The organism is Nocardiopsis sp. NPDC057823 (assembly GCF_042797335.1).
GTDB classification, from domain to species: domain Bacteria; phylum Actinomycetota; class Actinomycetes; order Streptosporangiales; family Streptosporangiaceae; genus Nocardiopsis; species Nocardiopsis changdeensis.
Genome location: NZ_JBHVLR010000012.1, coordinates 10191 through 29941, shown reverse-complemented (window position 1 = coordinate 29941; position 19751 = coordinate 10191). Strand labels below are relative to the sequence as shown.

Genomic DNA, 19751 nt, shown 5'->3' with positions numbered 1-19751 from the left:
CCCGGGGACGGACGGACCCCGGATCAGAGGGTGAGGAGCACCTTGGTGGCGCGGCGCTCGTCCATCGCCCGGTAGCCCTCGGCGGCCTCCTCGATGGGCAGGGTGAGGTCGAAGACCGCTCCCGGGTCGATCCGGTCGGTCATGATCAGGTCGATCAGCTCGGGCAGGAACCGGCGCACCGGCGCCGGCCCGCCCAGCAGGCTCACGGTGGAGAAGAACAGGTCCATGCCGTCCAGCTCGACCCCGTGGGCGACGCCCACGTACCCGACGTGCCCGCCCGGGCGCGTGGAGTGGATCGCCTGCATCATGGACTCCTGGGTGCCCACCGCCTCGATCGTGGAGTGGGCGCCGTAGCCGCCGGTCAGCTCCTTGACCCGGGCGACGCCCGCCTCGCCCCGCTCCCCGACGACGTCGGTCGCGCCGAACCGCCGGGCCAGCGCCTGCCGGTCCGCGTGGCGCGACATCGCGATGACCCGCTCGGCGCCCAGTCTCCTGGCCGCCAGGACCCCCAGCAGCCCCACCGCGCCGTCACCGACCACCGCGACGGTCTTCCCGGGACCGGCCTGGGCGGCGACGGCGGCGAACCAGCCGGTGCCGAGCACGTCGGAGGCGGCCAGCAGGCTGCGCGCCTGCGCCTCGGTGGGCTCCCCGGGGACCTTGACCAGGGTGCCGTCGGCGAGCGGGATGCGCGCGTACTCGGCCTGGGTGCCGATCGCGCCCATCATCACCTGGTGGACGCAGCGGGACTGGAACCCGGCCCGGCAGATCTCGCAGGTGTTGTCGGAGGCCACGAACGACCCCACGACGAAGTCGCCCACCGCGATCTCCTCCACCCGGGCGCCGACCTGCTCGACGACCCCGATGTACTCGTGGCCCATCCGTGCGGGCCCGTCCTGCTTCTCGACACCGCGGTAGGGCCACAGGTCCGAGCCGCAGATGCAGGCGGCGGTCACGCGGATGACCGCGTCGGTCGGCTCCACGATCACCGGCTTCTCGACGTCCTCGACCCGGACGTCGCCGGGTGCGTGCATGACGACAGCGCGCATGGTCTTCCCATCCTCGTTCTCTCGGCTACCCGTCCACGACACCGCGCCCGCCCATGGCACGGGAGTCACTCCCGGGGCCGCCCACAGCGGGGAGGACGCGGGCGCGGCGGTGTACCCCTCCAGGCCACCACGTCCGCGCCCCGGGAGGGAGCCCCTGTCGATGGGGGTACCGGCAGGGCCCCCATCGACTCGACCTGGACGCCCGCCAGGGCCTGGTGGCCGCCGACCGGCTGGGCCGCGCCCCGCACTCCCCGCACTTCGACACGGACCGGCGGCCGCCCGACATGGTGGGGTTCGTCTTTTCGGCCCCCGCACCCGGGACTGCTGCGTCGACCGGCCCCTGGCCCGGCGCACCACCGCCGCGATGCTGCGCCTGGAGGCCGAACGCGATCCCATGGACGGGGAGCTCACCGCGCCGGCCGGGGAGCTGTCGGCGCGCAGCGCCGCCTTCGCCCGGGACCGGGCCGACCACGACGTCCACCGCCACCGCACCGGCGGGAAGTCGTTCCGCCGCACGACGGGCGGGCCGGAGCGCGGCGGCGGTTCGGAGCGGCACGGCCGCGGCGGGGCGGGGGCCGCAGCGCCCCCGCCCCGCCGTCGCCGGTCCTGATCAGTCCTCCTCGGCCTCCGCCTCCCCCGCGGGCCGGAGGTAGTTGCCGATGAAGCCCAGGACACCGAAGGCGGCCGCCGCCCCGACGGTCGGCACGAACAGCAGCTCGGACGTGCCGGTCACCCACTCGGGGCGCTGCGCGAGGACCCCGGCCGCCTGGCCCAGGACCAGGAGCGTGCCCAGCGCGAAGCAGCACAGGAGCCCGACCTTGAACAGCACGCGGACCACGGTGTAGGCGCGGGACTTGAGATCGGTCACGGTCATCCCCCCAGGACCGGAAGGACGCCCCAACCGATCAGACAGCCGATCAGGAAGATCGGGATCATGTAGTAGACGATGAGCGGCAGGAAGGTGCTCTCCGGCCGCGCCCCGGTCAGCCCCGCGGCCACGAAGATCGACCCCGAGGCGGGCGGGGAGGCCCCCTCGGTGGAGGCGAAGACCAGGATGGCGATGATCGCGAGCAGCGGGTCGACGCCCACCCCGACCAGGGCCAGGAAGGAGATCTGGCCGACGGCGGTCAGGGTGGCGGTGGAGGAGAGCGGGCCGGCCACCAGCGCGATCACCAGCCCGACCACGATCACCATCAGGGTGGAGCCGACCGGCAGGGACTCCAGCATGGTGTTGACGTCCTCGGCCAGGCCGAGCCGCCCGAGGATCTCGCTCGCGGCGATCGCGAAGAACAGCAGCGCGCCGATGGTCGCGAACTTGGGCAGGGCCCCGTCGAGCAGGCGGGACCAGCCGCCCACCGTCCGCGGGAGGCGGTCCCGTCCGGCGAGGAGCGAGAAGCCGATGATGAGGATGGGGATCCAGGTCAGCAGGGAGATCTCGCCCATCGCGTCGCCCAGCGGGGTCGACTCGGTGAGGTACTCGCCCAGCGGGCCCACGGTGACGCCGATGGGGATCAGCGCGCCCAGGAAGATCGAGAGCGCCCCGGCCCCCTGCCGCAGCGAGGTGCGCAGCGGGACCAGGTCGTGCTCGTCGACCCGGGGGACGCCGTCGCGGCGCACGAAGTACGCCACCAGGCCGATGCGCAGCAGGATCTGGTAGAGCCCCGCCACGAGCAGGCCCAGGTACACCTGGCCGGTGGTGACCATGCCCCCGGCGAAGCCGATCATGATGACCATGGACGCGCTGGGCGGCAGGGCGGCGCCCATGCCGCCGTTCCCGGCCAGGACGGTCGCGGCCCGGGTGGGCGTCCACCCGGTGCGCACCATCCAGGGTCCGGTGAAGGAGCCGCTGGAGGCGGTGTTGGCAGAGTTGGACCCCGACAGGGACCCGAAGACGGCCGAGGCGACCGTGTCGATGTAGCCGGGGCCGCCGCGGATGCGGCCGAACACGGAGTTGAGGATGGCCAGGATCCTCTGGATCAGCCCCGTGGCGTCGATGAGGTAGGCCATGAACACGAAGGCCAGGGCCGCGTAGAGCACGTCGTGGGTGAGCGCGTCGGCCAGTCCGCCCAGGAGGTAGGCGGGGGCCTGCGCCCCGGCGAACAGGGAGGTGGCCACGAGTCCGAGCAGCATGGCCTCGCCCATGTTCCGCTTGAACACGACGTTCCACACGATGATCACGGCGATGAACGCCGCGAGGGCTAGCAGGGCGATGGGCATGGGGAGACCTTCGGTGCGGGGGTGTGCCGGTGCCCGCGGGCGGGCGGGGTGTCGCTCGGGCGGAGCGACCGCGGGGGCCGGGGCGCGCTCACGCGCGTTCCCGGCGGATGGTCCGCAGGCGCTCGGCCTCGTCCTCCAGGACGAGCCGGGCCGCTGCGAGGGTCTGCTCGGCCTCCAGGCGCGGGACGATGAACACGCCGTCGCCGTCGGCGACCACGATGTCCCCCGGGGCGCAGACCGCGCCCCCCACGGAGATGGTGCGGCCGATGTGGCCGGGCCCGTCCTTGTAGGGGCCCGCGGGGGAGACCGCGGCGGCCCAGACGGGGAATCCGAGCCCGCGCAGCTCGTCGACGTCGCGCACCGCGCCGTCGACCACCATGCCGCGCACCCCCCTGTTGACGGCGCGCTCGGCGATCAGCTCGCCCAGCAGCGCCCGGGAGTCGTCGCCCCCGCCGTCCACGACCAGCACGTCGCCGGGGCGCGCGACGGCCAGGGCGCGGTGCAGGGCCTTGTTGTCGCCGGGGCGCGTCTGGACGGTCAGCGCGCGGCCCGCCAGCCGTGCCCCGGCCCAGACCGGCCTGATCCGGGAGGAGAGGAACCCGAGGCGGTCGCGGGCGTCCCCGATGGCGGCGGTGGGGATCTCCGCGAAGGCGTCGATCAGCTCCCGGGCGCCGTCGCCGGCCGAGCGCGCCAGGTACCGGTGGCGGTCGGCCGCGCCCCGGCTCACCGGTGTCTCGACCGAGAGGCCGGCCAGCAGCTCGATGCTCGCGTCCAGCTCGCGGGACCGCCGCACGGCGTGCAGGCGGGTGCCGCGGTCCAGGCGGTCGAGCGTTTCGGAGCCCCCGGCGAGCACGTCGGCGATCTGCTTGCGCATCCACTCCTCTTCACCCGCCGCGGTCCCCGCGTCGACGGACTCGGTGATCAGTGCGCCGAGGCCCTTCATGAACACGCTGCGCAGCAGTTTGCGTCCGGACGCCGCTCCGACGGTGTCCCCGATCGGCTCGGCGGCGGAGCCCACGGCCTTCAGGGCCTCTGCGGCCGCATCCGCCGCCGGGCCGGCGAGGAGGACCTCGACCGCCGCCCCGAACTTGACGACGGAACCGATGACGGCCCCGTCCACGACGCGGGCCGCGTCACCGATGGTACGGGCCACCTCGGCCTTGACCTGCGGCGAGGCCGCGTTCAGGTCGATGTAGAGGGCGTCCTCGCGCAGGGCGGGCGCGGCGTCGCGGGCGGCGGAGACCGCGTGGGCGGCCGTGGTCAGGCTCAGGACGAGGTCGGCGTCCGCGACCGCCTCGGCCGTCGACGGGGCCCGTGTGACGCCCGCGGGCGTCGGGATCGCGGGCGCGGGGTCGAAGCCGACCGTCCGCCGGCCGGCGGACGCGAAGGCCTCCGCGTAGATCGCGCCGGCTTCGCCGAGCCCCAGGACAGCTACCTTCATTACTCCACCATCTATCATTGGGTGATAGTTTCTCTTGCTGGTTGATAGGGAGTGTGACCTGTGGCTCTTCCGGCTGTCAACCCGCCGGAAACATCTCCGCTACCTTGGGGAGGGCCATACCGGGCGGGAACGCCGTCCCCGGCGGGCTTCGCGGGCCCCGCCCGGGACGCGGAGGACCCCCGAGGACACACGAGCGAAGGAGCGGCGAGGCGAGCATGGGCGCCACAGCCGGAGGCGGGAACCAGGGGCGCACGCTCGACCGTGCGCTGGACGTCCTCGAATGCCTGGAACGCGCGCGCGGCCCGCTGCGGCTGAGCGACATCGCGCGGGAGGCCGACCTGCACCTGGCCACCACCCAGCGGACGGTCAACCAGCTCGTGCGGCGCGGCTACGTCCAGCAGGGCCGCCTGGGCTACTCGCTCGGCCCGGTCGTGCTGTCACTGGCCCACGGCTTCGTGGTCAACGACCGGCTGAGCACGGTCGCCACACCGGTGCTCACCGAGCTGTCCGCGACCACGCGGCTGACCTCGTCGGTGTTCGTCCGGTCGGGGGACGAGCGCATCCTGGTCGCCCGCGTCAGCGGCGCCGACCCCCTGCGCTACCAGTTCCCGATCGGGCGCCGCGTGCCCCTGAACATCGGCGGCGGGAAGGTGCTGCTCGCCGCCCTGCCGGACGAGGAGTTCGAGGAGTACCTCCACCGCTTCCCGGAGGCCGCGCTGGCGTCGGGCGGGACCCAGGGGGCGCGGGAGCTGAAGGAGGAGGTCGAGCGCGTGCGGGAGAACGGCTACCACCTCGCCGAGTCCGAGCGCGAACTGGGCGCGCTGAGCCTCAGCCTGCCGGTGCGCGACGCCGACAAGGAGGTCGTCGGGGCGATCAACCTGGTGACGACGACCGACGTCACCAGCGCCGAGGAGCTGCTCGCCTGGCTGCCGGAGCTGTCGCGGGGGGCCGGCGCCATCGGGGCCCGCATCTGACCGGACCCCCGGGGCGCGGGGGGCGTACGGGGACCGATCCCCACCGAAGCGACCATTCGGAAACCCCGCGTGCCGCCACCCTCACCCTTGGTAGTTTCCCTGTGTCCGGCGGTCCCCTCCGCCCGCGGCCACCGAGAGGAACACGAGGAATCCCATGGGCAGCCCCCGCGCGCAGATGGCGCACCACCTCCCCGAGGCGTACACGGAACTGGCCCGCCTGAGCGCGGTCCTGGACGGTGTCCTCGACGACGGGCTGCACACGCTCGTCAAGCTCCGCGCCTCCGTCCTCAACGGCTGCGCCTTCTGCGTCGACATGCACACCCGGCAGGCCCTGGAGGCGGGGACGTCCCCGCAGCGGGTCGCGCTGGTGGCGGCCTGGCGCGAGGCCGGCGCCCACTTCACCGAGGTCGAGCGCGCCGTGCTGGCGGTCGTGGACGCCCTCACCCGCCTGGACGGCGACGGCCTGCCGGACGAGGTCCACGACGCGGCCGCCGCGCACCTGTCGGAACGGGAGATGGTCGCGCTCGTCACCGCCGTCGGCCTGGTCAACCTCTACAACCGCCTCGGGATCGGCACCGGCATGACCCCGCCGGTGCGCTGACCGCGGGGAGCACCGTGACCGACGACCGGACCTCCCTCGCGATCGTGGGGCTGGGTCCGCGCGGGCTGGCGGTCCTGGAGCGCCTGCTCGCCAACGCCCGCCGCCTGCCCGGGTCCCGCACCGTGACCGTGCACGCCGTCGACCCGTTCCCGCCCGGAGCGGGCCGGGTCTGGCGCACCGACCAGTCACCGCACCTGCTGATGAACACCGTGTCCGCGCAGGTCACCGCCTACACCGACGACGCCGTCACCATGGCCGGGCCGGTGGAGCCCGGCCCCTCCCTGTACGACTGGGCCCGCGGCCGGGGGGACGCCCCGGCGGCCGACGCCTATCCGACGCGGGCCCTGTACGGGCGCTACCTCGCCGACGTCTTCGCCCGGGTGGTCGCCCGCGCCCCCGGCCACGTGCGCGTACGCGTCCACCGGGCCCGCGCGGTCGCCCTGGACGGGGACACCGGACCACAGGCCCTGACGTTCGCCGACGGCCACAGGCTCACCGGACTGGACGCGGTCGTGCTGTGCCAGGGGCACGTGGACACGGCGCCCGCGGCGGAGGAGGAGGCCCCGGGACTGCTGCGCATCCCGCCCGCCAACCCCGCCGACGCGGACCTGTCGGGCATCGCCCCCGGTGAGACCGTCCTGCTGCGCGGTCTGGGGCTGGCCTTCTTCGACTACATGTCCCTGCTCACCGAGGGCCGCGGAGGGGTCTACGAGCGCAGCGGGGGGCGCCTGGTCTACCGCCCCTCCGGCACCGAGCCCCGCCTGGTCGCCGGTTCGCGCCGCGGTGTCCCCCACCGGGCCCGGGGACGCGACCAGAAGGGCCCCTCCGGCCGCCACCTCCCCCGGGTGCTGACCGCCGAACGCCTGCGGGGCCTGCGCGAGAACGCCCGGGGTCCGCTGCACCTGCGCACCGACCTGTGGCCGCTCATCACCCGGGAGGTCGAGGCCGTCCACTACGGCGCGCTGCTCACGCGCCGCGGCCGGGACGGCGCGTCCTTCGCCGACGCCTACGCGGCCGCGTCCTCCCGCCGCCGGCGGGAGGACCTGTTGACCGGGGCGGGGATCACCGGCCGCTGGAGCTGGGCGGGCCCGTCCCTTCCGGCCCGGACCGGCCGGACCGACCACCGCGCCCGGCTGCTGGAGCACCTGCGCCGGGACGTGCGCACCGCGCGCGGCGGCAACGTCGAGGACCCCGTCAAGGCCGCCCTGGACGTGCTGCGCGACCTGCGCAACGAGATCCGCTCCGCCGTCGAGCACCGTGGGCTGACCGGCGGATCGCACCGGGACGACCTCTACGGGTGGTTCACACCTTTGAACGCCCACCTGTCGATCGGCCCGCCGCTCTCCCGGGTGGAGGAGATGACCGCCCTCATCGAGGCCGGTGTCCTCGACGTCCTGGGCCCGGGGATGCGCGTGGCCGTGGACGGCGGGGTGTTCGCCGCCGGTTCCGCGCTCGGGGAGCGCGTCACCGCCCGGGTCCTCATCGAGGCGCGGCTGCCCGAGCCCGACCTGCGCCGCACCGCCGACCCCCTGCTGCGCCACCTGCTGGCGACCGGCGCCTGCGCGCCCCACCGGGTCCCGGACCCGGCGGGGCCCGCGCACGTGACCGGCGGGCTGGACGTCACCGCACGTCCGCAGCGCCTGGTCGACGCCAGGGGAAGGGCCCACCCGCGCCGGTTCGCCTTCGGCGTCCCCACCGAGGGCGTGCACTGGGCGACGGCGGTCGGGGTGAGGCCGGGCGCGGACTCGGTGACCCTGGCCGACGCGGACGCGATCGCCCGCGCGGCCCTGGACCTCGTACCCGGAACCCGGAAGGCGGCACCATGAGCCCCGACAGCGGCCTGCTCTCCCCCGTGTACGCGGGCACCCCCGTCGAGGCGGCGGTGGACGACCCGGCGTGGCTGCGCGCATTGCTGGAGGCCGAGGCCGCCCTGGCCCGCGCCCAGGCCCGCCTGGGCACGGTGCCCGCGGAGGCGGCGCGGGTCATCACCGACACGGCCCGCTCCGCCGCCTTCGACGTCCGGAGGATCGCGCTGGCCTCCCGGGAGAGCGCCAACCCGGTGATCGCCGTGGTGGGCGCGCTCACCGCGGAGGTGGGGGCCCGCGACTCCACGGCGGCCGAGTACGTGCACCGGGGCTCGACCAGCCAGGACGTCTTCGACACCGCGGCGATGCTGGTCTGCTCCCGGGCCTCGGCACTGATCCTGGCCGACCTGGAGCGCACCGCGGACTCCCTGGCCCGCCTGGCCCGCGAACACCGGGACACCCCGATGGCGGGCCGCACGCTGGCCCTGCACGCGGTCCCCACCACGTTCGGGCTCAAGGCGGCCGGATGGCGGCTGCTGGCCATGGACGCCGCCGAACGGCTGCGGTCGGTACGCACCCCGGTCTCGCTGGGCGGCGCGGCCGGGACCCTGGCGGGGTACCTGGAGTACGCTCCCGGTCAGGACCCGGGCGGGTACGCCGACCGGCTCACGGCCGAGTACGCCCGGGAGACCGGCCTGGACGTGCCGGTGCTGCCCTGGCACGCGCTGCGCACCCCCGTCGCCGACCTGGCGTCGGCGCTGTCGTTCGCCTGCGCCGCGCTGGGCAAGATCGCGGCGGACGTGCAGGTCCTGGTCAGGACGGAGATCGGCGAGGTCGGCGAGCCGGCGGTGGCCGGGCGGGGCGCCTCCTCGGCGATGCCGCACAAGCGCAACCCCGTGCTGGCCACCCTGATCCGTTCCGCGGCCCTGCGGGTCCCGGCGCTGGCGTCGGTCCTGCACCTGTGCGTGTCGGCGGAGGACGAGCGCTCGGCGGGCGCCTGGCACGCCGAGTGGGGACCCCTGCGCGACTGCCTTCGGCTCACCGGCGGGGCCGCCCACACCGCCGCCGAGCTCACCGCGGGACTGGTGGTGCACGCCGACCGGATGCGGGCCAACCTGGACATGACCGGCGGCGCGGTGGTGACCGAGCGCGTCGCCGCGGCCCTGGCCCCCGGGCTCGGGAAGGCGGCCGCCAAGGAGCTCCTGGGCGGGCTGGCGGCGCGGGCCGCCGCCGAGGGCACGCCCCTGGCCGGCCTGCTCGCCCGGGAGGTCTCCGGGTCCCTGGACCCGGAACGGGTCGCCGGCCTGCTCGACCCGGCCGCCTACACCGGGGCGGCCGGGCACCTCGTCGACCGGGCACTGGGCGCCCCGCCCCGGGCGGCGGGTCAGAGCGGTTTGCGGCCCTGCACGGAGTAGACCGCGCAGGAGCAGGCCCGGAACGACGGATCGGCCAGCAGGTCCCGCACCCGGGCCAGCTCCCCGTCGGTCATCCCCTCCCGCACGAACGCGTCCCGCAGGTGGCGGGTGTGGTGGGAGATGAGGTGCACGCCGGGGGACTCGGCGGTCCACAGCTCCAGGTGCGGCTGCGGGTCCACCTCCACCAGTCCGGCACGGCGCATCGCCACCGCGGCGTTGCGGCCCCAGGCGGGGTCGGCGCCGGCCCGGGCCATCAGCCGGATCTTCGCGTCCAGGAACCGCTCGTACAGGTCCCGGGCGCCCTCGTCGGGCATGAGCAGGGACGGGCCGTAGGTGATGTCGAACTCGTCCAGCTGGAGCACGCCGCCGGGCTTGAGGGCGCGCACCAGCCTGTCCAGGACCTTGACGCGTTCGGGCAGGTGGAGCAGGACCAGGCGGGAGTGGACGAGGTCGAAGGCCCCCTCGGGCAGCGGGTCCCGGACGACGTCGTGCCGCAGCACCTCCAGCCCCTCGGCGGGGGCGATGTGCTCGGGCTTGACGTCGGTGGCGGTGACCGAGCCGCCCGGGGCGACCCGGTCGGCCAGCCAGTGGGCGACGCTGCCGCCGCCGGCGCCCACCTCCAGGCAGCGCCAGCCGGGGCCGACGCCGGTCTGCGCCAGTCTGCGGGTGGTCAGCGGGTCGTAGGCGGCGGCCAGGAAGCGGTGCTGGTCGGGCGCGTTCTCGTTGTGGTTGTCGAAGACGTAGCCGGGCGCCGTGGCGGTGCCGTTCATCGGGGGCCTCCAGAGAGTACGGTCGGTCGGTCGCGGACCGCCTCGGCGGCCATCCGGGTCAGGGTGGCGGTGCACACCTTGCCGGTGGGGCCGAGCGGTAGCGCGGGCAGGAAGACCACGTGCTCGGGCAGGGCGCGCACGTCCACGCCGTGCCCTTCGCGCAGGTGGGAGAGCAGTTCGCGGGGGGTGGGCGGGTCCACCCCGGGCAGCGGGCAGACACAGGCGCACACGCGCTCGCCCAGGTCGGGGTCGGGCACGGGCACGCACTGGGCCTCGGCCAGGGCGGGGTGGGCGGCCAGGGCGCGCTCCACCTCGGCGGGGTGGAGGGTCACGCCGCCCCGGATGACGGTGCGGCGCAGCCGGTCCACCACCCGCAGGGTCCCGTCGGCGTCGATCCGCCCCAGGTCCCCGGTGCGCACCCACCCGCCCGGGGCGCGCCGGCGGGCGTCGAGGTCGGGTGCGGCCACGTGGCACAGGGGCGTCATCGGCCCGCGGGCGAGGATCTCCCCCGTCCCGCCGGCGGGCAGCGGCCCGCCCCGGGGGTCGCACACCCGGATCTCGCAGACGGCGGGGTCGGGGCGCCCGGCCACCCCCGGCTCCCACGCGGCGGGGTCGTGCGCGGTGTGGCAGTTGACCCCGTCGGTGGACCCGTACACGTTGACCACGGGCCGGCCGAAGCGCCGCACGCACAGGTCGCGGACCTCGCGGTGCAGGGGCGCGCCGCTGGCCACGAGCGCGCGCAGCGAGGAGGTGTCGGCGTCCTGTTCGGCCAGGGCGGTGCGCCGCAGCATGGTGGGGACGCCGACCAGGTGGGTGGGGCGGTGGCGCTCGATCGCGCGCAGCACCCGCACCGGGTCGAACGGGCCGGGCAGGACCAGCGTCGCGCCGAGCGCGACCAGGGAGACCAGGCCCAGCGACCCGAAGGAGGAGGCCAGCGGGACCGCGATCAGCGGGCGGACGGGGCCCCCGCCCAGGACCGCCCGGGCGTAGGCGCCCCGGCCCCCGGCCATCGCGTTGTGGCTGTAGGCGACCATGCTCGGCTCGCCCTCCGAGCCCGAGGAGACGAGGATGCGGGCGGGCGACTCCGGGTCGGGGACGGCCGCGGCGGGCGGCGGGCCGCCGCCGTCCAGGGCCCCGGGGTCCGGGCGCAGGACGGGCGCGTCCCCGGTGTCGTCCCGGTCGGTCACCACGAGGGCGGCCCGGGAGCGGGCCAGCAGGCAGGCCACGTCGGCGGCGGAGCGGCCGTGCGGGACCGGCAGGGAGACGGCGCCCAGCGCGGCGGCGGCGAGCTCGACGGCGAGCGCGTCCCGGCCGTCGGGGAGTAGGACGCCGATGACGTCGCGTTCACCGCAGCCGCGGGCGCGCAGCAGCGCGGCGGCCCGGCCGACCCGCGCCGCCAGCCCGGCCCGGTCCAGGGTGCCGTGCCCGTCCACCACCGCCTCGCGGGCCGGGTCCTCCCGGACCCGGTCCAGGAACAGGGAGTAGAGGTCCCGCCCCGGGCAGAGCCCCTCCCGCACCCAGCGTTCCCGCAGCTGCGCCGGAACGAGGTCGGTGAGCACCAGGCCCGCCGCGGACGTCCAGGTCATCGGTGGTCCTCCGCTTCGGTGAAGGTCCACGGGGCCCGGGGCAGGGCGGTTCCGTGGACGCGGGTGAACGCCTCGGGGAAGGCCTCGGCCGCGGCGGCCGGGTCGGCGGCCGCCGGCGTGCCGGGGCGGGGGCGGTGGGCTGCGCCCCGCCCGGCGGTGCACAGCAACCGGGCGGCGTCGGCCAGGGCGGTGCGGGCGGTGGCACCGGTGCCCGCGCGGGCGCGCAGCAGCAGCCCGGCCAGGGCGGCCTCGGCGGCGAGCAGCCCGCCGAGCACGTCGGTGAGCGTGACCAGGGACGGCGCGGGTTCGCCGCCGTCGGCCAGCAGGTGGGCGATCCCGCCGTGGGCCTGGACCAGGAAGTCCGTGGCCGGGGTGTCCGGCGCGGGGTCCCGGCCGGCCCACCCGTCGGCGTGGACGTGCACCAGGCCGGGGGCGCGGGCGGCCAGGTCGTCGGCGGCCAGGCCGAACCGCTCGGCCCGGCCCGGCGGCCAGTTGTAGAGGAACACGTCCCCGGCGGCCGCCAGGTCCGCGGCGGCACGGCGCCCCTGCCCGGTCTTGAGGTCGCACTCGACGGCGCCCTTGCCCCGGTTGAACGCGGCGAAGCGGGCCGAGAGCCCGCCGGCCAGCGGCGGGACTCCGCGCATGGGGTCCCCGCCGGGCGGTTCGACGCGCACGGTGTCGGCGCCCAGCAGGGTGAGCAGCAGTCCGGCCAGCGGGCCCTGGACGCGGTTGGTGGCCTCCACCACCCGCAGCCCGGACAGGGTTCCCGGTTCGGTGAACGGCGGCAGCGCCCCGGCCGGGCCGGTGCCGCGCAGCCGCCAGGGCGAGGGCGGCTCCTCCTCCGCCGCCTCCTCGGGCGTCCGCAGGGGCACCGCGCCCACCCCGCACGCCCGGGCCGCCTCGGCGGCCGCGGCGAACGGCAGCGCCTCCAGGACGGCGGACAGGACGGCGGGCAGCGGGCACACGGCGGTGGCGAAGCGGCGCTGGAACGGCGCCCACCCGGCGGCGATCGCCTCCCGGGGCGCGCCCAGCAGCTCCCAGAACCGCAGCCAGGCCTCCGGGTCGAGGGTCTCGATCTCGAAGCGGACCCCGTCGGCGGAGCGGAACGGCGGCGGCTCCCCCGGCACGGGGACGGGCGCGCCGTCCGGGTCCGCGGTGGCCTCGGCGGCGTAGGGGGCGACCGCGAGCAGGGCCGCCCCGGACACCGAAACCGAGGCCCGCAGGGCGGGGCCGCCCCTCTCCCGGGCCAGGAGCACCGCCGCGACCGCCTGGGCGGCCAGCACCCCGGCGCACACCGACGCGTAGTCCACCGGCAGGAAGCGCGGCCCGCCCCGGGCCAGCCCGTGCAGGTGGGCCAGGCCGCAGGCGGCCTGCACGTCGCGCTCGTCGGCCGGGTCCGCGCCGCCGGCCGACCAGCCGATGTCGCATCCGGCGCCGCCGGTGCCCGGCAGGTCGATCCGCCCGGCGCCCTCCCACGCCCCGCCCGTGTCGACGGCGCACCCCAGCGCCCGCAGGCGGGCCGCCGCGATCCGCACCGGCAGGGTGTCGCCCGCCGCCCGTACCGCGGTCCCCGCAAGGGGCGCGGCGGCGGCGACCGTCGCGGCGGTCATCACGTCCACTTCCCCGTGCCCGCGGCGGTGCGGGGCAGGCCCAGGCGCTCGCGCAGCGTCCCGCGCCGGACCTTGCCGGTGCCGGTGCGGGGCAGGTCCTCCCAGTCCACGACCACCGGCTCGGCCATCTCCGGCAGGTCCGCCACGGCCTCCTTCCAGGCCCCGACGTCCAGGGCGCCGTCCCGCACGGCCACGACCGGGACGGGCGGCCCGTCGGGCACCCCCAGGACGACGCACTCCAGCACCTGGGGCAGCCGCTCGTCGACGACGTCCTCGATCTCCAGGCAGCCGCCCTCGGTGAGGGAGTCGACCTCCCGGTCCACCAGCCGGACCGCTCCGGTGCGGTCGATGGAGCCGATGTCCCCGGTGTTCCACCACTGGCCGATGAGCTTGCTGCGCCAGCGCCCCTCCTCGCCGACGTAGCCCGTGCACAGGGCGTCGGTGCGGCAGTAGATCAGGCCGGTCTCCCCCGTCGGCAGGGGGCGGAGGGTCTTCTGGTCCACGACTCGGAGCCGGGTCCGGCCCGGGATGGGGCGCCCCAGGTCGCGGGTGGTGGGGTCGGCCCCCTGGCGCTCCGCCAGGGACCGCCGGGTGAAGAACCGGAAGGTCAGCGGACCGGTCTCGCTCTGCCCCCAGCCCTGCATCCACACCGGGGCCCGGCGTTCGCTGGCGCCGAGGAACGCCCGGACGGTGGAGGGGTGGACGGCGTCGAAGGTGCTGACGAACAGCCGCACCCGTGCGAACAGGTCCCCCTCCCGGCCCAGGTGCCGCTGCCAGCGCGCCAGGGTGGCGGGCTGGACCTCCAGGGTGGTGGGGCGGTGCCGGCGCAGCGCGGGAGCGGCCTGCTCCCAGTCGGGGTCGGCGATCACCGAGAGCGCCTCGGGGAACAGCCACAGCACGCCCGCCGTCCAGGCCAGCGCCCGGCCGTGGGCGTAGGAGTAGGAGGAGGTGACGGTGTCGTCGCGGCGGCTGCCCAGGACCGGCCACCGGTGCGACTCGAACCCGGCCAGCCTGCGCATGATGGTGCGGGTGGTGTGCACGACCAGTTTGGGGGTGCCGGTGGTCCCGGAGGTGTGCATGATCGCCAGCGGCGCGTCCAGGTGCGGGCGGCGCGGCGGCGGGGCGGCGGCGCCGTGCAGGTCGGCCGGGGACAGCTCCCCCTGCCGCGCCCCGTCCACGACCAGGGTGCGGGTGGCGCGGCCGCTGATGTCGCGGCCCGCGGAGCGGGCGGTGTGGAGCAGGTCGGCATCGGTGACCAGCAGGGCCGGCCCCAGCCTCCGCAGCAGGGTGTCGAGGGTCTCCGGCGCCAGGTGGGCCGACAGCGACGCCGGGACGGCGCCCAGGCGCGCGGCGGCGCACGACAGCAGCACGTAGTCCCAGTGGTTGCGCTTGGCGATGGCCACCCGGTCTCCGGGGCGCACCCCGGCCTCGGCGAACCAGCCGGCGAACCGCCGGACCAGGGCGGCGGCGCTGGGGACGTCGAGTTCCACGCCCGCCTCGGGGGCGGTGTCCAGGGGCCTGCTCAGCCGGATCGCGGTGGTGGAGCCGCGCCGGGCCAGGTCGTCGAAGAGGGTGCCCAGGTGGATGGGTTTGCTCGTGAGCATCATGCCTCTCATGCCTCGATCGGGGTCGGTTCGCGGGTCTGGGCGAGGTAGGCCGCCGCGCGTTCGGCGGCCGTGAACGCGGAGGCCACCGCGCCCTCGCTGCACGGGCGCAGCGAGGTCCAGTCCCCGGCGTAGTCGACGGCGGACAGGGGCCGCGCCGTGAACGCGGGGCGCGCGGCCAGCGCCGCGGGGCGCGGCAGCGGGAGCCCGTGCGGGAACCGGTGCACGACCGTGCCCCGCACGTGCGCGTCCACCCCGGGGAGGATGTGCTCGGCCCGGGCCAGCAGTGCGCGGTCCACGTCCTCGTCGGGGGCGTCCATCAGCGCGCCGGTCGCCTCGGGGCGGGTGACCAGGGAGATCAGGCCGCGGCCGCGGGGCACCCGGCCGGGGTGCTTGGCGTGGTCCATGGTGACCACCCCCAGCAGGGGGTCGTCGGGCACCAGCAGCGCGAAGCCCCGGCGCGCCCCGCGCGGGGCCAGCGGCGCGTCCAGCAGCGCGGTCATCCGCAGCATCGGCGCGTACTCGCAGGCCCGCAGGTAGTCGCGCTCGGCCGGGGGCGCGGCCGGGTGCAGGCGGGCCGCCTCGGGCGCGGGCACCGCCAGGACGGCGGCCCGGGCCGTGAACGCGCCCGCGGGCGAGTCCACGAGCACGCCGCCCGGCCCGGGGACCACCCCGGTGACGGGGTGGTCGGTGCGTACGTCGAGTCCGGCGGCCAGGGCGCGGGCCAGGGTGTCCATCCCGTCGCGGTAGGTGCGCCAGGTCGCGGTGCTGCCGGAGGCGGCGAGGTGGGCGGCGAAGGGACCGGCGGCGGCCGCCTCCGGAGGCCAGCCGAAGAACCCGGCGGCCAGCGGGCCCAGCAGGCGCTCGCCCAGCTGCGGGTGGCGGTGGCGGAGCAGGTCGGCGACGGTCGCCTCGTCCAGGCCGCCCCGTTCGGGGTGCTCCGGGTCCAGTCCCGCCCGGCCCAGGCGCAGTTGCAGCCGCACCAGGTCCAGGCGGGCCCGCGGGGACAGCCCCATGCCGGTGAGCAGCCCCAGGGGGCGTCCGGCATGGCGGCGGGCCCGGCCCTTCCACCACACCGACAGGGCGTCGCGGACCAGGGGTACCGCCTCGGGGTCGGCGTCCAGGCCGGTGGCCCGGATGAGCCGCCAGGTCGCCGGGTAGGCGTCGGCCGACGGGATCATCTCCGCGCCGGTGTCGATGAGGTGGCCGTCGGTGCGCAGGGTGCGCATCCGCCCGCCCACGGCGTGGACGGACTCCAGCACCCGCACGGTGTGCCCGGCGGCGGCCAGCAGGTGGGCGGTGGCCAGCCCGGCGGGTCCGGCGCCCACGACGGCCACGTCGACGGCGGTCACCACGGCGCGCCCGGCAGCAGGGCCGCGGCCAGGTTGGCGGCGAGCAGGAGCACGACCGTGGCCCGGTGGGTGTGGATGGCCATGCGCCGGGCGCGCAGGATGTCCCCGGTGACGAACCCGGTGTAGAGCTGGGCGACCCGCAGCGCGATGACCGGCAGCAGCACGGTGGGGAACCACCAGGGCGCGATGCCGAGCAGGTGCGATCCGGTGACCAGCAGCGTCTCCAGCGCGGTGACCGCGATGATGAACACCGCGTTGGTGCGCGGGGTGACCCTGGCGGCGACGGTGATGCGCCCGGCCGCCCGGTCGCCGTCGGCGTCGTTGGTGTTGGAGTACAGGCCGAAGATCATCGGGCCGCCGCCGAAGACCAGCGCCTGCACGATGACGAACCCGTCGACGTGGCCGACGAGCAGGCCGTAGGGGACCAGGATCCAGCCCACGCCCAGGCCGGCCAGGAAGAGCTCCTGGAAGCCCCGGTAGCTGAGCTTGAGGCCCCAGGAGTACTGGACCGACGCGACCAGGCACAGCGCGGCGCCGATCACGGCCCACAGCGGCCGGTGCGGGGCCAGCGCCACCACCGCCGTCCACAGGACGACGCTCACGACGGTCGCGATCCGTCCGAAGCGCAGCGCCTGCGCCTCGGTGAGGGTCCCGGCGACCAGGGGTTTGCGGGCCAGGCGGCGGCGGGCGGCGTCCGAGCCGTAGTTGGCGGCGTCGGAGCCGTCCCGGTAGCCGGTGACGTCGTCGAAGGCGACCATGGCGGCCACCACGGCCACCTCGGCGAGCAGCACCAGCAGCAGGAACCCGAGGGTGTCGGCGCGCGGGCCCAGCAGCGGCAGGGTCATCGCGAACACCAGCGGCAGGCCGATGTAGTAGTCGACGATGTCGAGCTTGGCCAGCCGGGCGTAGGTGCCCAGGGCGGGCCGGGGGGCCGGCGCCGCGGGCACCGGTGCGGGCGGCGCGGTCAGGTGGTCGGTCATGCTTTCCTCCCGAGGGCGAACGCGCGGACCGCGGAGACCACGTGCTCGACGGCCGCGTCGGCCAGGTGCGGGTACAGGGGCAGGGAGATGTTGCGGCGCGCCGCCTCCCGGGCGCGGGGCCAGTCCCCGCCGGGCCGGGCGTGGGGGGCGAAGGCGGGCTGCTCGGGCAGGGTCCGCGGGTAGTAGACGTGGGCGTCCACCCCGGCCGCGGCCAGGTGGTCGCGCAGCCCGTCCCGGTCCTCGCACAGCAGCGTGTAGACGTAGGGGAAGCGGCCGTCCCCGCCCACCGGGGGCGCGACCACCCCGGCCTCGGCGAGGTCGGCGAAGGCCGCCGAGTAGTGGTCGCAGATGGCGGTGCGGCGGGCGACGCGCTCCTCCAGCCCCGCCAGGCGGTGCAGCTGGAAGGCCGCCATGACCTCGTCGAAGCGGCTGTTGTGGCCGACGTGGTGGTGCAGGAAGCGGTTGCGGCCGTCCTGGCCGTGGTTGCGCAGCATCCGCACCCGTCCGGCCAGGGCCGCGTCGTCGGTGAGGACCACTCCGCCCTCGCCGGGCATCCCGAAGACCTTGACCTGGACGAAGGAGTACACGCCGGCGTCGCCCCACCGTCCGGCGGGCCTGCCGCGGAGCACGCCGCCCTGGGCGAGCGCGGAGTCCTCCACGAGCCGCAGCCCGGTCCGGGCCGCCAGGTCGCGCAGGCGCGGCATGTCGGCCATGACGGAGAACATGTGCGCGGGCATCAGGGCGCGGGTCCGTCCGGTGACCAGCTCCTCGGCGCGTTCGGGGTCCATGGTCAGGGTGGCCGGGTCGATGTCGGCGAAGACGGGGACCGCGCCGACCGCCAGGACGGTGCTCGCCAGGGGGGCGCAGCCGAAGGCGGGGACGATCACCTCGTCGCCCGGGCCGACGCCCATGGCGGCCAGGACCAGGGTGAGCGCGGAGGTGCCGCTGGAGCAGGCCACCGCGTCGGCGGAGCCCAGGCGGGCGCGCAGCGCGTCCTCGAAGCGGGCGGTGCGCCGGCCCAGGATGAACTTCTGCTCCGGGTCGGTGCCGACCTCGTACAGCGCCTCCAGCAGCACCTCGCGGTCGGCCTCGAACAGGTCGGGGGCGAAGAACGGCACGGCGGTCCGTTCGGCGGCCACGGTCATCGGGACCTCCCGGAGTAGTGGCGTTCGATCTCGTCGCAGACCCGGTCGACGGCCTCCTCGGCCAGGTCGGGGTAGAGCGGGAGGGCCAGGGCCGTGCGGCAGAGCTCCTCGGCCCGGGGCAGATCGCCGGGCCGGTACCCCAGGTGCGCGAAGCAGGGCTGCAGGTGCAAGGGGCGCGGGTAGTAGACCTCGGTGCCGATCCCGGCCGCGGCCAGGCGGGCGGCGAGGCCGTCGCGGTCGTCGACCTGGACGAGGTGGACGTAGACCACCCGGTTCTCGCCGGGCCGGACGGGGAGGTCGCCGGGGACGGCGCGCACGCCGGGCAGGCCGCGCAGCCGGTCGTCGTAGCGGCGCGACAGCACGGCGCGGCGTTCGATGTCGGCGTCCAGGTGGGCGAGCTTGGCCAGCAGGACGGCGGCCTGGAGGTCGTCCATCTTGCTGTTGCCGCCGGTGACGACGGTCGGGTTGGAGATGCCGGGGAACGCGGCCAGGGTGCGCCCGGACCGGCCGTGGTGGCGCAGCATCCGCGCGGTCTCGGCGACGGCGTCGTCGTCGGTGAGCAGCGCTCCGGCGTCACCGACCGCGCCCAGGGTCTTGGCGGGGAAGAAGGAGAGCACTCCCCCGGTGCCGAGCAGTCCGGCGTGCGTCCCGCCGGAGCGCATGCCGATGGCCTCGGCGCTGTCCTCCACCACGGTGAGGCCGTGGGCGTCGGCGACGCGGCGCACGCCCGCCATGTCGGCGAGGCGGTCGAAGAGGTGGACGGGCATGACCATGCGGGTGCGGTCGGTGACGGCGGCCGCCACGGCGTCGGGGTCGATGCCGTACCCGTGCTCCTCGATGTCGGCGAAGACGGGGACGCCGCCGGCGTGCACGACGGCGGTGGCCGTGGCGACGAAGGTGTGGGCCGGGACGATCACCTCGTCGCCCGGGCGCAGTCCGGCGGCGCGCAGCAGCAGGACGAGCGCGTCGGTGCCGGAGTTGACGCCGACGGCGTGCCGGGCACCGGTGTACCGCTCCAGGGCGCGCTCGAACTCGGCGACCATGGAGCCGTGCGAGAATTTCCCGTCGTCCAGGACGCGGGAGCAGTGGCCCCGGATCTCGGGCCATATTCTTCGGAACGCCTCCGACTGGTCGAAGAAGGGTACGCCGGAATTCTCCCCGCTCCTTTCCGTGGAGGCCGGGGAGGCGAGTGTCGACTTCATGTG

17 protein-coding genes are annotated in these 19751 nt (G+C 76.2%); 5 read left to right on the top strand and 12 right to left on the bottom strand.

Translation table 11 applies throughout. From position 1 onward, the window contains the following. Positions 1 to 23 precede the first annotated feature (23 nt). A complete protein-coding gene (locus ACFVNO_RS19500; protein ID WP_355259158.1) occupies positions 24 to 1046 on the bottom strand; it encodes a zinc-dependent alcohol dehydrogenase family protein in 1023 nt (340 codons plus the stop codon). On the opposite strand from ACFVNO_RS19500, the gene ACFVNO_RS19495 reads away from it, so the two are divergent. Then, complete coding sequence (locus tag ACFVNO_RS19495) at positions 937 to 1656, top strand: hypothetical protein (RefSeq protein WP_378894354.1); 720 nt, start codon at positions 937 to 939, stop codon at positions 1654 to 1656. The two genes, ACFVNO_RS19500 and ACFVNO_RS19495, sit on opposite strands and share 110 nt — an antisense overlap. Here ACFVNO_RS19495 and ACFVNO_RS19490 read toward each other — a convergent pair whose 3' ends face one another. The 3 genes from ACFVNO_RS19490 to ACFVNO_RS19480 all read right to left on the bottom strand — a co-directional run bounded on the left by ACFVNO_RS19490 (position 1657) and on the right by ACFVNO_RS19480 (position 4704). After that, complete coding sequence (locus tag ACFVNO_RS19490; RefSeq protein ID WP_378894351.1) at positions 1657 to 1920, bottom strand: hypothetical protein; 264 nt, start codon at positions 1918 to 1920, stop codon at positions 1657 to 1659. Continuing rightward, on the bottom strand, positions 1917 to 3263 hold the full coding sequence (locus ACFVNO_RS19485) for a TRAP transporter large permease subunit (protein WP_355259149.1): 1347 nt from the start codon (positions 3261 to 3263) through the stop codon (positions 1917 to 1919). The genes ACFVNO_RS19490 and ACFVNO_RS19485 overlap by 4 nt, the downstream gene beginning before the upstream one ends. Before the next feature lie 88 nt (positions 3264 to 3351). Next, positions 3352 to 4704 carry an NAD(P)-binding domain-containing protein gene (locus ACFVNO_RS19480; protein ID WP_355259146.1) on the bottom strand — a complete coding sequence of 451 codons (1353 nt, stop codon included), beginning with the start codon at positions 4702 to 4704 and terminating at the stop codon, positions 3352 to 3354. 215 nt (positions 4705 to 4919) lie between these two features. Between ACFVNO_RS19480 and ACFVNO_RS19475 the strand changes: the two genes are divergently transcribed. From ACFVNO_RS19475 to pcaB, 4 genes are all read left to right on the top strand, one after another. Continuing rightward, on the top strand, positions 4920 to 5678 hold the full coding sequence (locus tag ACFVNO_RS19475) for an IclR family transcriptional regulator (protein WP_378894346.1): 759 nt from the start codon (positions 4920 to 4922) through the stop codon (positions 5676 to 5678). A 154-nt stretch (positions 5679 to 5832) separates the two neighbouring features. Further along, positions 5833 to 6279, top strand: a complete 447-nt coding sequence (locus ACFVNO_RS19470; protein ID WP_378894343.1) for a carboxymuconolactone decarboxylase family protein — start codon at positions 5833 to 5835, stop codon at positions 6277 to 6279. A gap of 14 nt (positions 6280 to 6293) precedes the next feature. Next, the gene (locus ACFVNO_RS19465) at positions 6294 to 8105 is read left to right on the top strand and encodes an FAD/NAD(P)-binding protein (protein ID WP_378894340.1); all 1812 of its coding nucleotides are present in this window, start codon (positions 6294 to 6296) and stop codon (positions 8103 to 8105) included. Then, on the top strand, positions 8102 to 9499 hold the full coding sequence (pcaB, locus tag ACFVNO_RS19460) for a 3-carboxy-cis,cis-muconate cycloisomerase (RefSeq protein ID WP_378894337.1): 1398 nt from the start codon (positions 8102 to 8104) through the stop codon (positions 9497 to 9499). Before ACFVNO_RS19465 ends, pcaB begins: the two co-directional genes overlap by 4 nt. Here pcaB and ACFVNO_RS19455 read toward each other — a convergent pair. The 8 genes from ACFVNO_RS19455 to ACFVNO_RS19420 are packed head-to-tail and all read right to left on the bottom strand — an operon-like array spanning position 9469 to position 19748. Further along, complete coding sequence (locus ACFVNO_RS19455) at positions 9469 to 10269, bottom strand: methyltransferase domain-containing protein (RefSeq protein WP_355259137.1); 801 nt, start codon at positions 10267 to 10269, stop codon at positions 9469 to 9471. The genes pcaB and ACFVNO_RS19455 overlap by 31 nt on opposite strands. Then, complete coding sequence (locus tag ACFVNO_RS19450; RefSeq protein ID WP_378894334.1) at positions 10266 to 11855, bottom strand: class I adenylate-forming enzyme family protein; 1590 nt, start codon at positions 11853 to 11855, stop codon at positions 10266 to 10268. Before ACFVNO_RS19450 ends, ACFVNO_RS19455 begins: the two co-directional genes overlap by 4 nt. Next, complete coding sequence (locus ACFVNO_RS19445; protein WP_378894331.1) at positions 11852 to 13465, bottom strand: CoA transferase; 1614 nt, start codon at positions 13463 to 13465, stop codon at positions 11852 to 11854. The genes ACFVNO_RS19450 and ACFVNO_RS19445 overlap by 4 nt, the downstream gene beginning before the upstream one ends. Then, positions 13465 to 15081: a class I adenylate-forming enzyme family protein gene (locus ACFVNO_RS19440; protein ID WP_378894328.1), complete on the bottom strand. Its 1617-nt coding sequence runs from the start codon at positions 15079 to 15081 to the stop codon at positions 13465 to 13467. The genes ACFVNO_RS19445 and ACFVNO_RS19440 overlap by 1 nt, the downstream gene beginning before the upstream one ends. Further along, a complete protein-coding gene (locus tag ACFVNO_RS19435) occupies positions 15078 to 16421 on the bottom strand; it encodes a protoporphyrinogen/coproporphyrinogen oxidase (protein ID WP_378894325.1) in 1344 nt (447 codons plus the stop codon). Before ACFVNO_RS19435 ends, ACFVNO_RS19440 begins: the two co-directional genes overlap by 4 nt. Beyond that, the gene (locus tag ACFVNO_RS19430) at positions 16418 to 17401 is read right to left on the bottom strand and encodes a UbiA family prenyltransferase (protein WP_220561684.1); all 984 of its coding nucleotides are present in this window, start codon (positions 17399 to 17401) and stop codon (positions 16418 to 16420) included. The genes ACFVNO_RS19435 and ACFVNO_RS19430 overlap by 4 nt, the downstream gene beginning before the upstream one ends. Further along, entirely contained in the window at positions 17398 to 18546 is a 1149-nt protein-coding gene (locus ACFVNO_RS19425; protein ID WP_220561685.1) for a DegT/DnrJ/EryC1/StrS aminotransferase family protein, read from the bottom strand. Before ACFVNO_RS19425 ends, ACFVNO_RS19430 begins: the two co-directional genes overlap by 4 nt. Further along, positions 18543 to 19748, bottom strand: a complete 1206-nt coding sequence (locus ACFVNO_RS19420) for a DegT/DnrJ/EryC1/StrS family aminotransferase (protein ID WP_378894321.1) — start codon at positions 19746 to 19748, stop codon at positions 18543 to 18545. The genes ACFVNO_RS19425 and ACFVNO_RS19420 overlap by 4 nt, the downstream gene beginning before the upstream one ends. Positions 19749 to 19751: the final 3 nt, after the last annotated feature.

Bases quoted from the DNA above. Each gene is read 5' to 3' on its own strand.
- ACFVNO_RS19495 (WP_378894354.1), top strand. From the start codon at position 937: ATGCAGGCGGCGGTCACGCGGATGACCGCGTCGGTCGGCTCCACGATC.
- ACFVNO_RS19500 (WP_355259158.1), bottom strand. From the start codon at position 1,046: ATGCGCGCTGTCGTCATGCACGCACCCGGCGACGTCCGGGTCGAGGAC.
- ACFVNO_RS19490 (WP_378894351.1), bottom strand. From the start codon at position 1,920: ATGACCGTGACCGATCTCAAGTCCCGCGCCTACACCGTGGTCCGCGTG.
- ACFVNO_RS19485 (WP_355259149.1), bottom strand. From the start codon at position 3,263: ATGCCCATCGCCCTGCTAGCCCTCGCGGCGTTCATCGCCGTGATCATC.
- ACFVNO_RS19480 (WP_355259146.1), bottom strand. From the start codon at position 4,704: ATGAAGGTAGCTGTCCTGGGGCTCGGCGAAGCCGGCGCGATCTACGCG.
- ACFVNO_RS19475 (WP_378894346.1), top strand. From the start codon at position 4,920: ATGGGCGCCACAGCCGGAGGCGGGAACCAGGGGCGCACGCTCGACCGT.
- ACFVNO_RS19470 (WP_378894343.1), top strand. From the start codon at position 5,833: ATGGGCAGCCCCCGCGCGCAGATGGCGCACCACCTCCCCGAGGCGTAC.
- pcaB (WP_378894337.1), top strand. From the start codon at position 8,102: ATGAGCCCCGACAGCGGCCTGCTCTCCCCCGTGTACGCGGGCACCCCC.
- ACFVNO_RS19455 (WP_355259137.1), bottom strand. From the start codon at position 10,269: ATGAACGGCACCGCCACGGCGCCCGGCTACGTCTTCGACAACCACAAC.
- ACFVNO_RS19450 (WP_378894334.1), bottom strand. From the start codon at position 11,855: ATGACCTGGACGTCCGCGGCGGGCCTGGTGCTCACCGACCTCGTTCCG.
- ACFVNO_RS19445 (WP_378894331.1), bottom strand. From the start codon at position 13,465: ATGACCGCCGCGACGGTCGCCGCCGCCGCGCCCCTTGCGGGGACCGCG.
- ACFVNO_RS19440 (WP_378894328.1), bottom strand. From the start codon at position 15,081: ATGAGAGGCATGATGCTCACGAGCAAACCCATCCACCTGGGCACCCTC.
- ACFVNO_RS19430 (WP_220561684.1), bottom strand. From the start codon at position 17,401: ATGACCGACCACCTGACCGCGCCGCCCGCACCGGTGCCCGCGGCGCCG.
- ACFVNO_RS19425 (WP_220561685.1), bottom strand. From the start codon at position 18,546: ATGACCGTGGCCGCCGAACGGACCGCCGTGCCGTTCTTCGCCCCCGAC.
- ACFVNO_RS19420 (WP_378894321.1), bottom strand. From the start codon at position 19,748: ATGAAGTCGACACTCGCCTCCCCGGCCTCCACGGAAAGGAGCGGGGAG.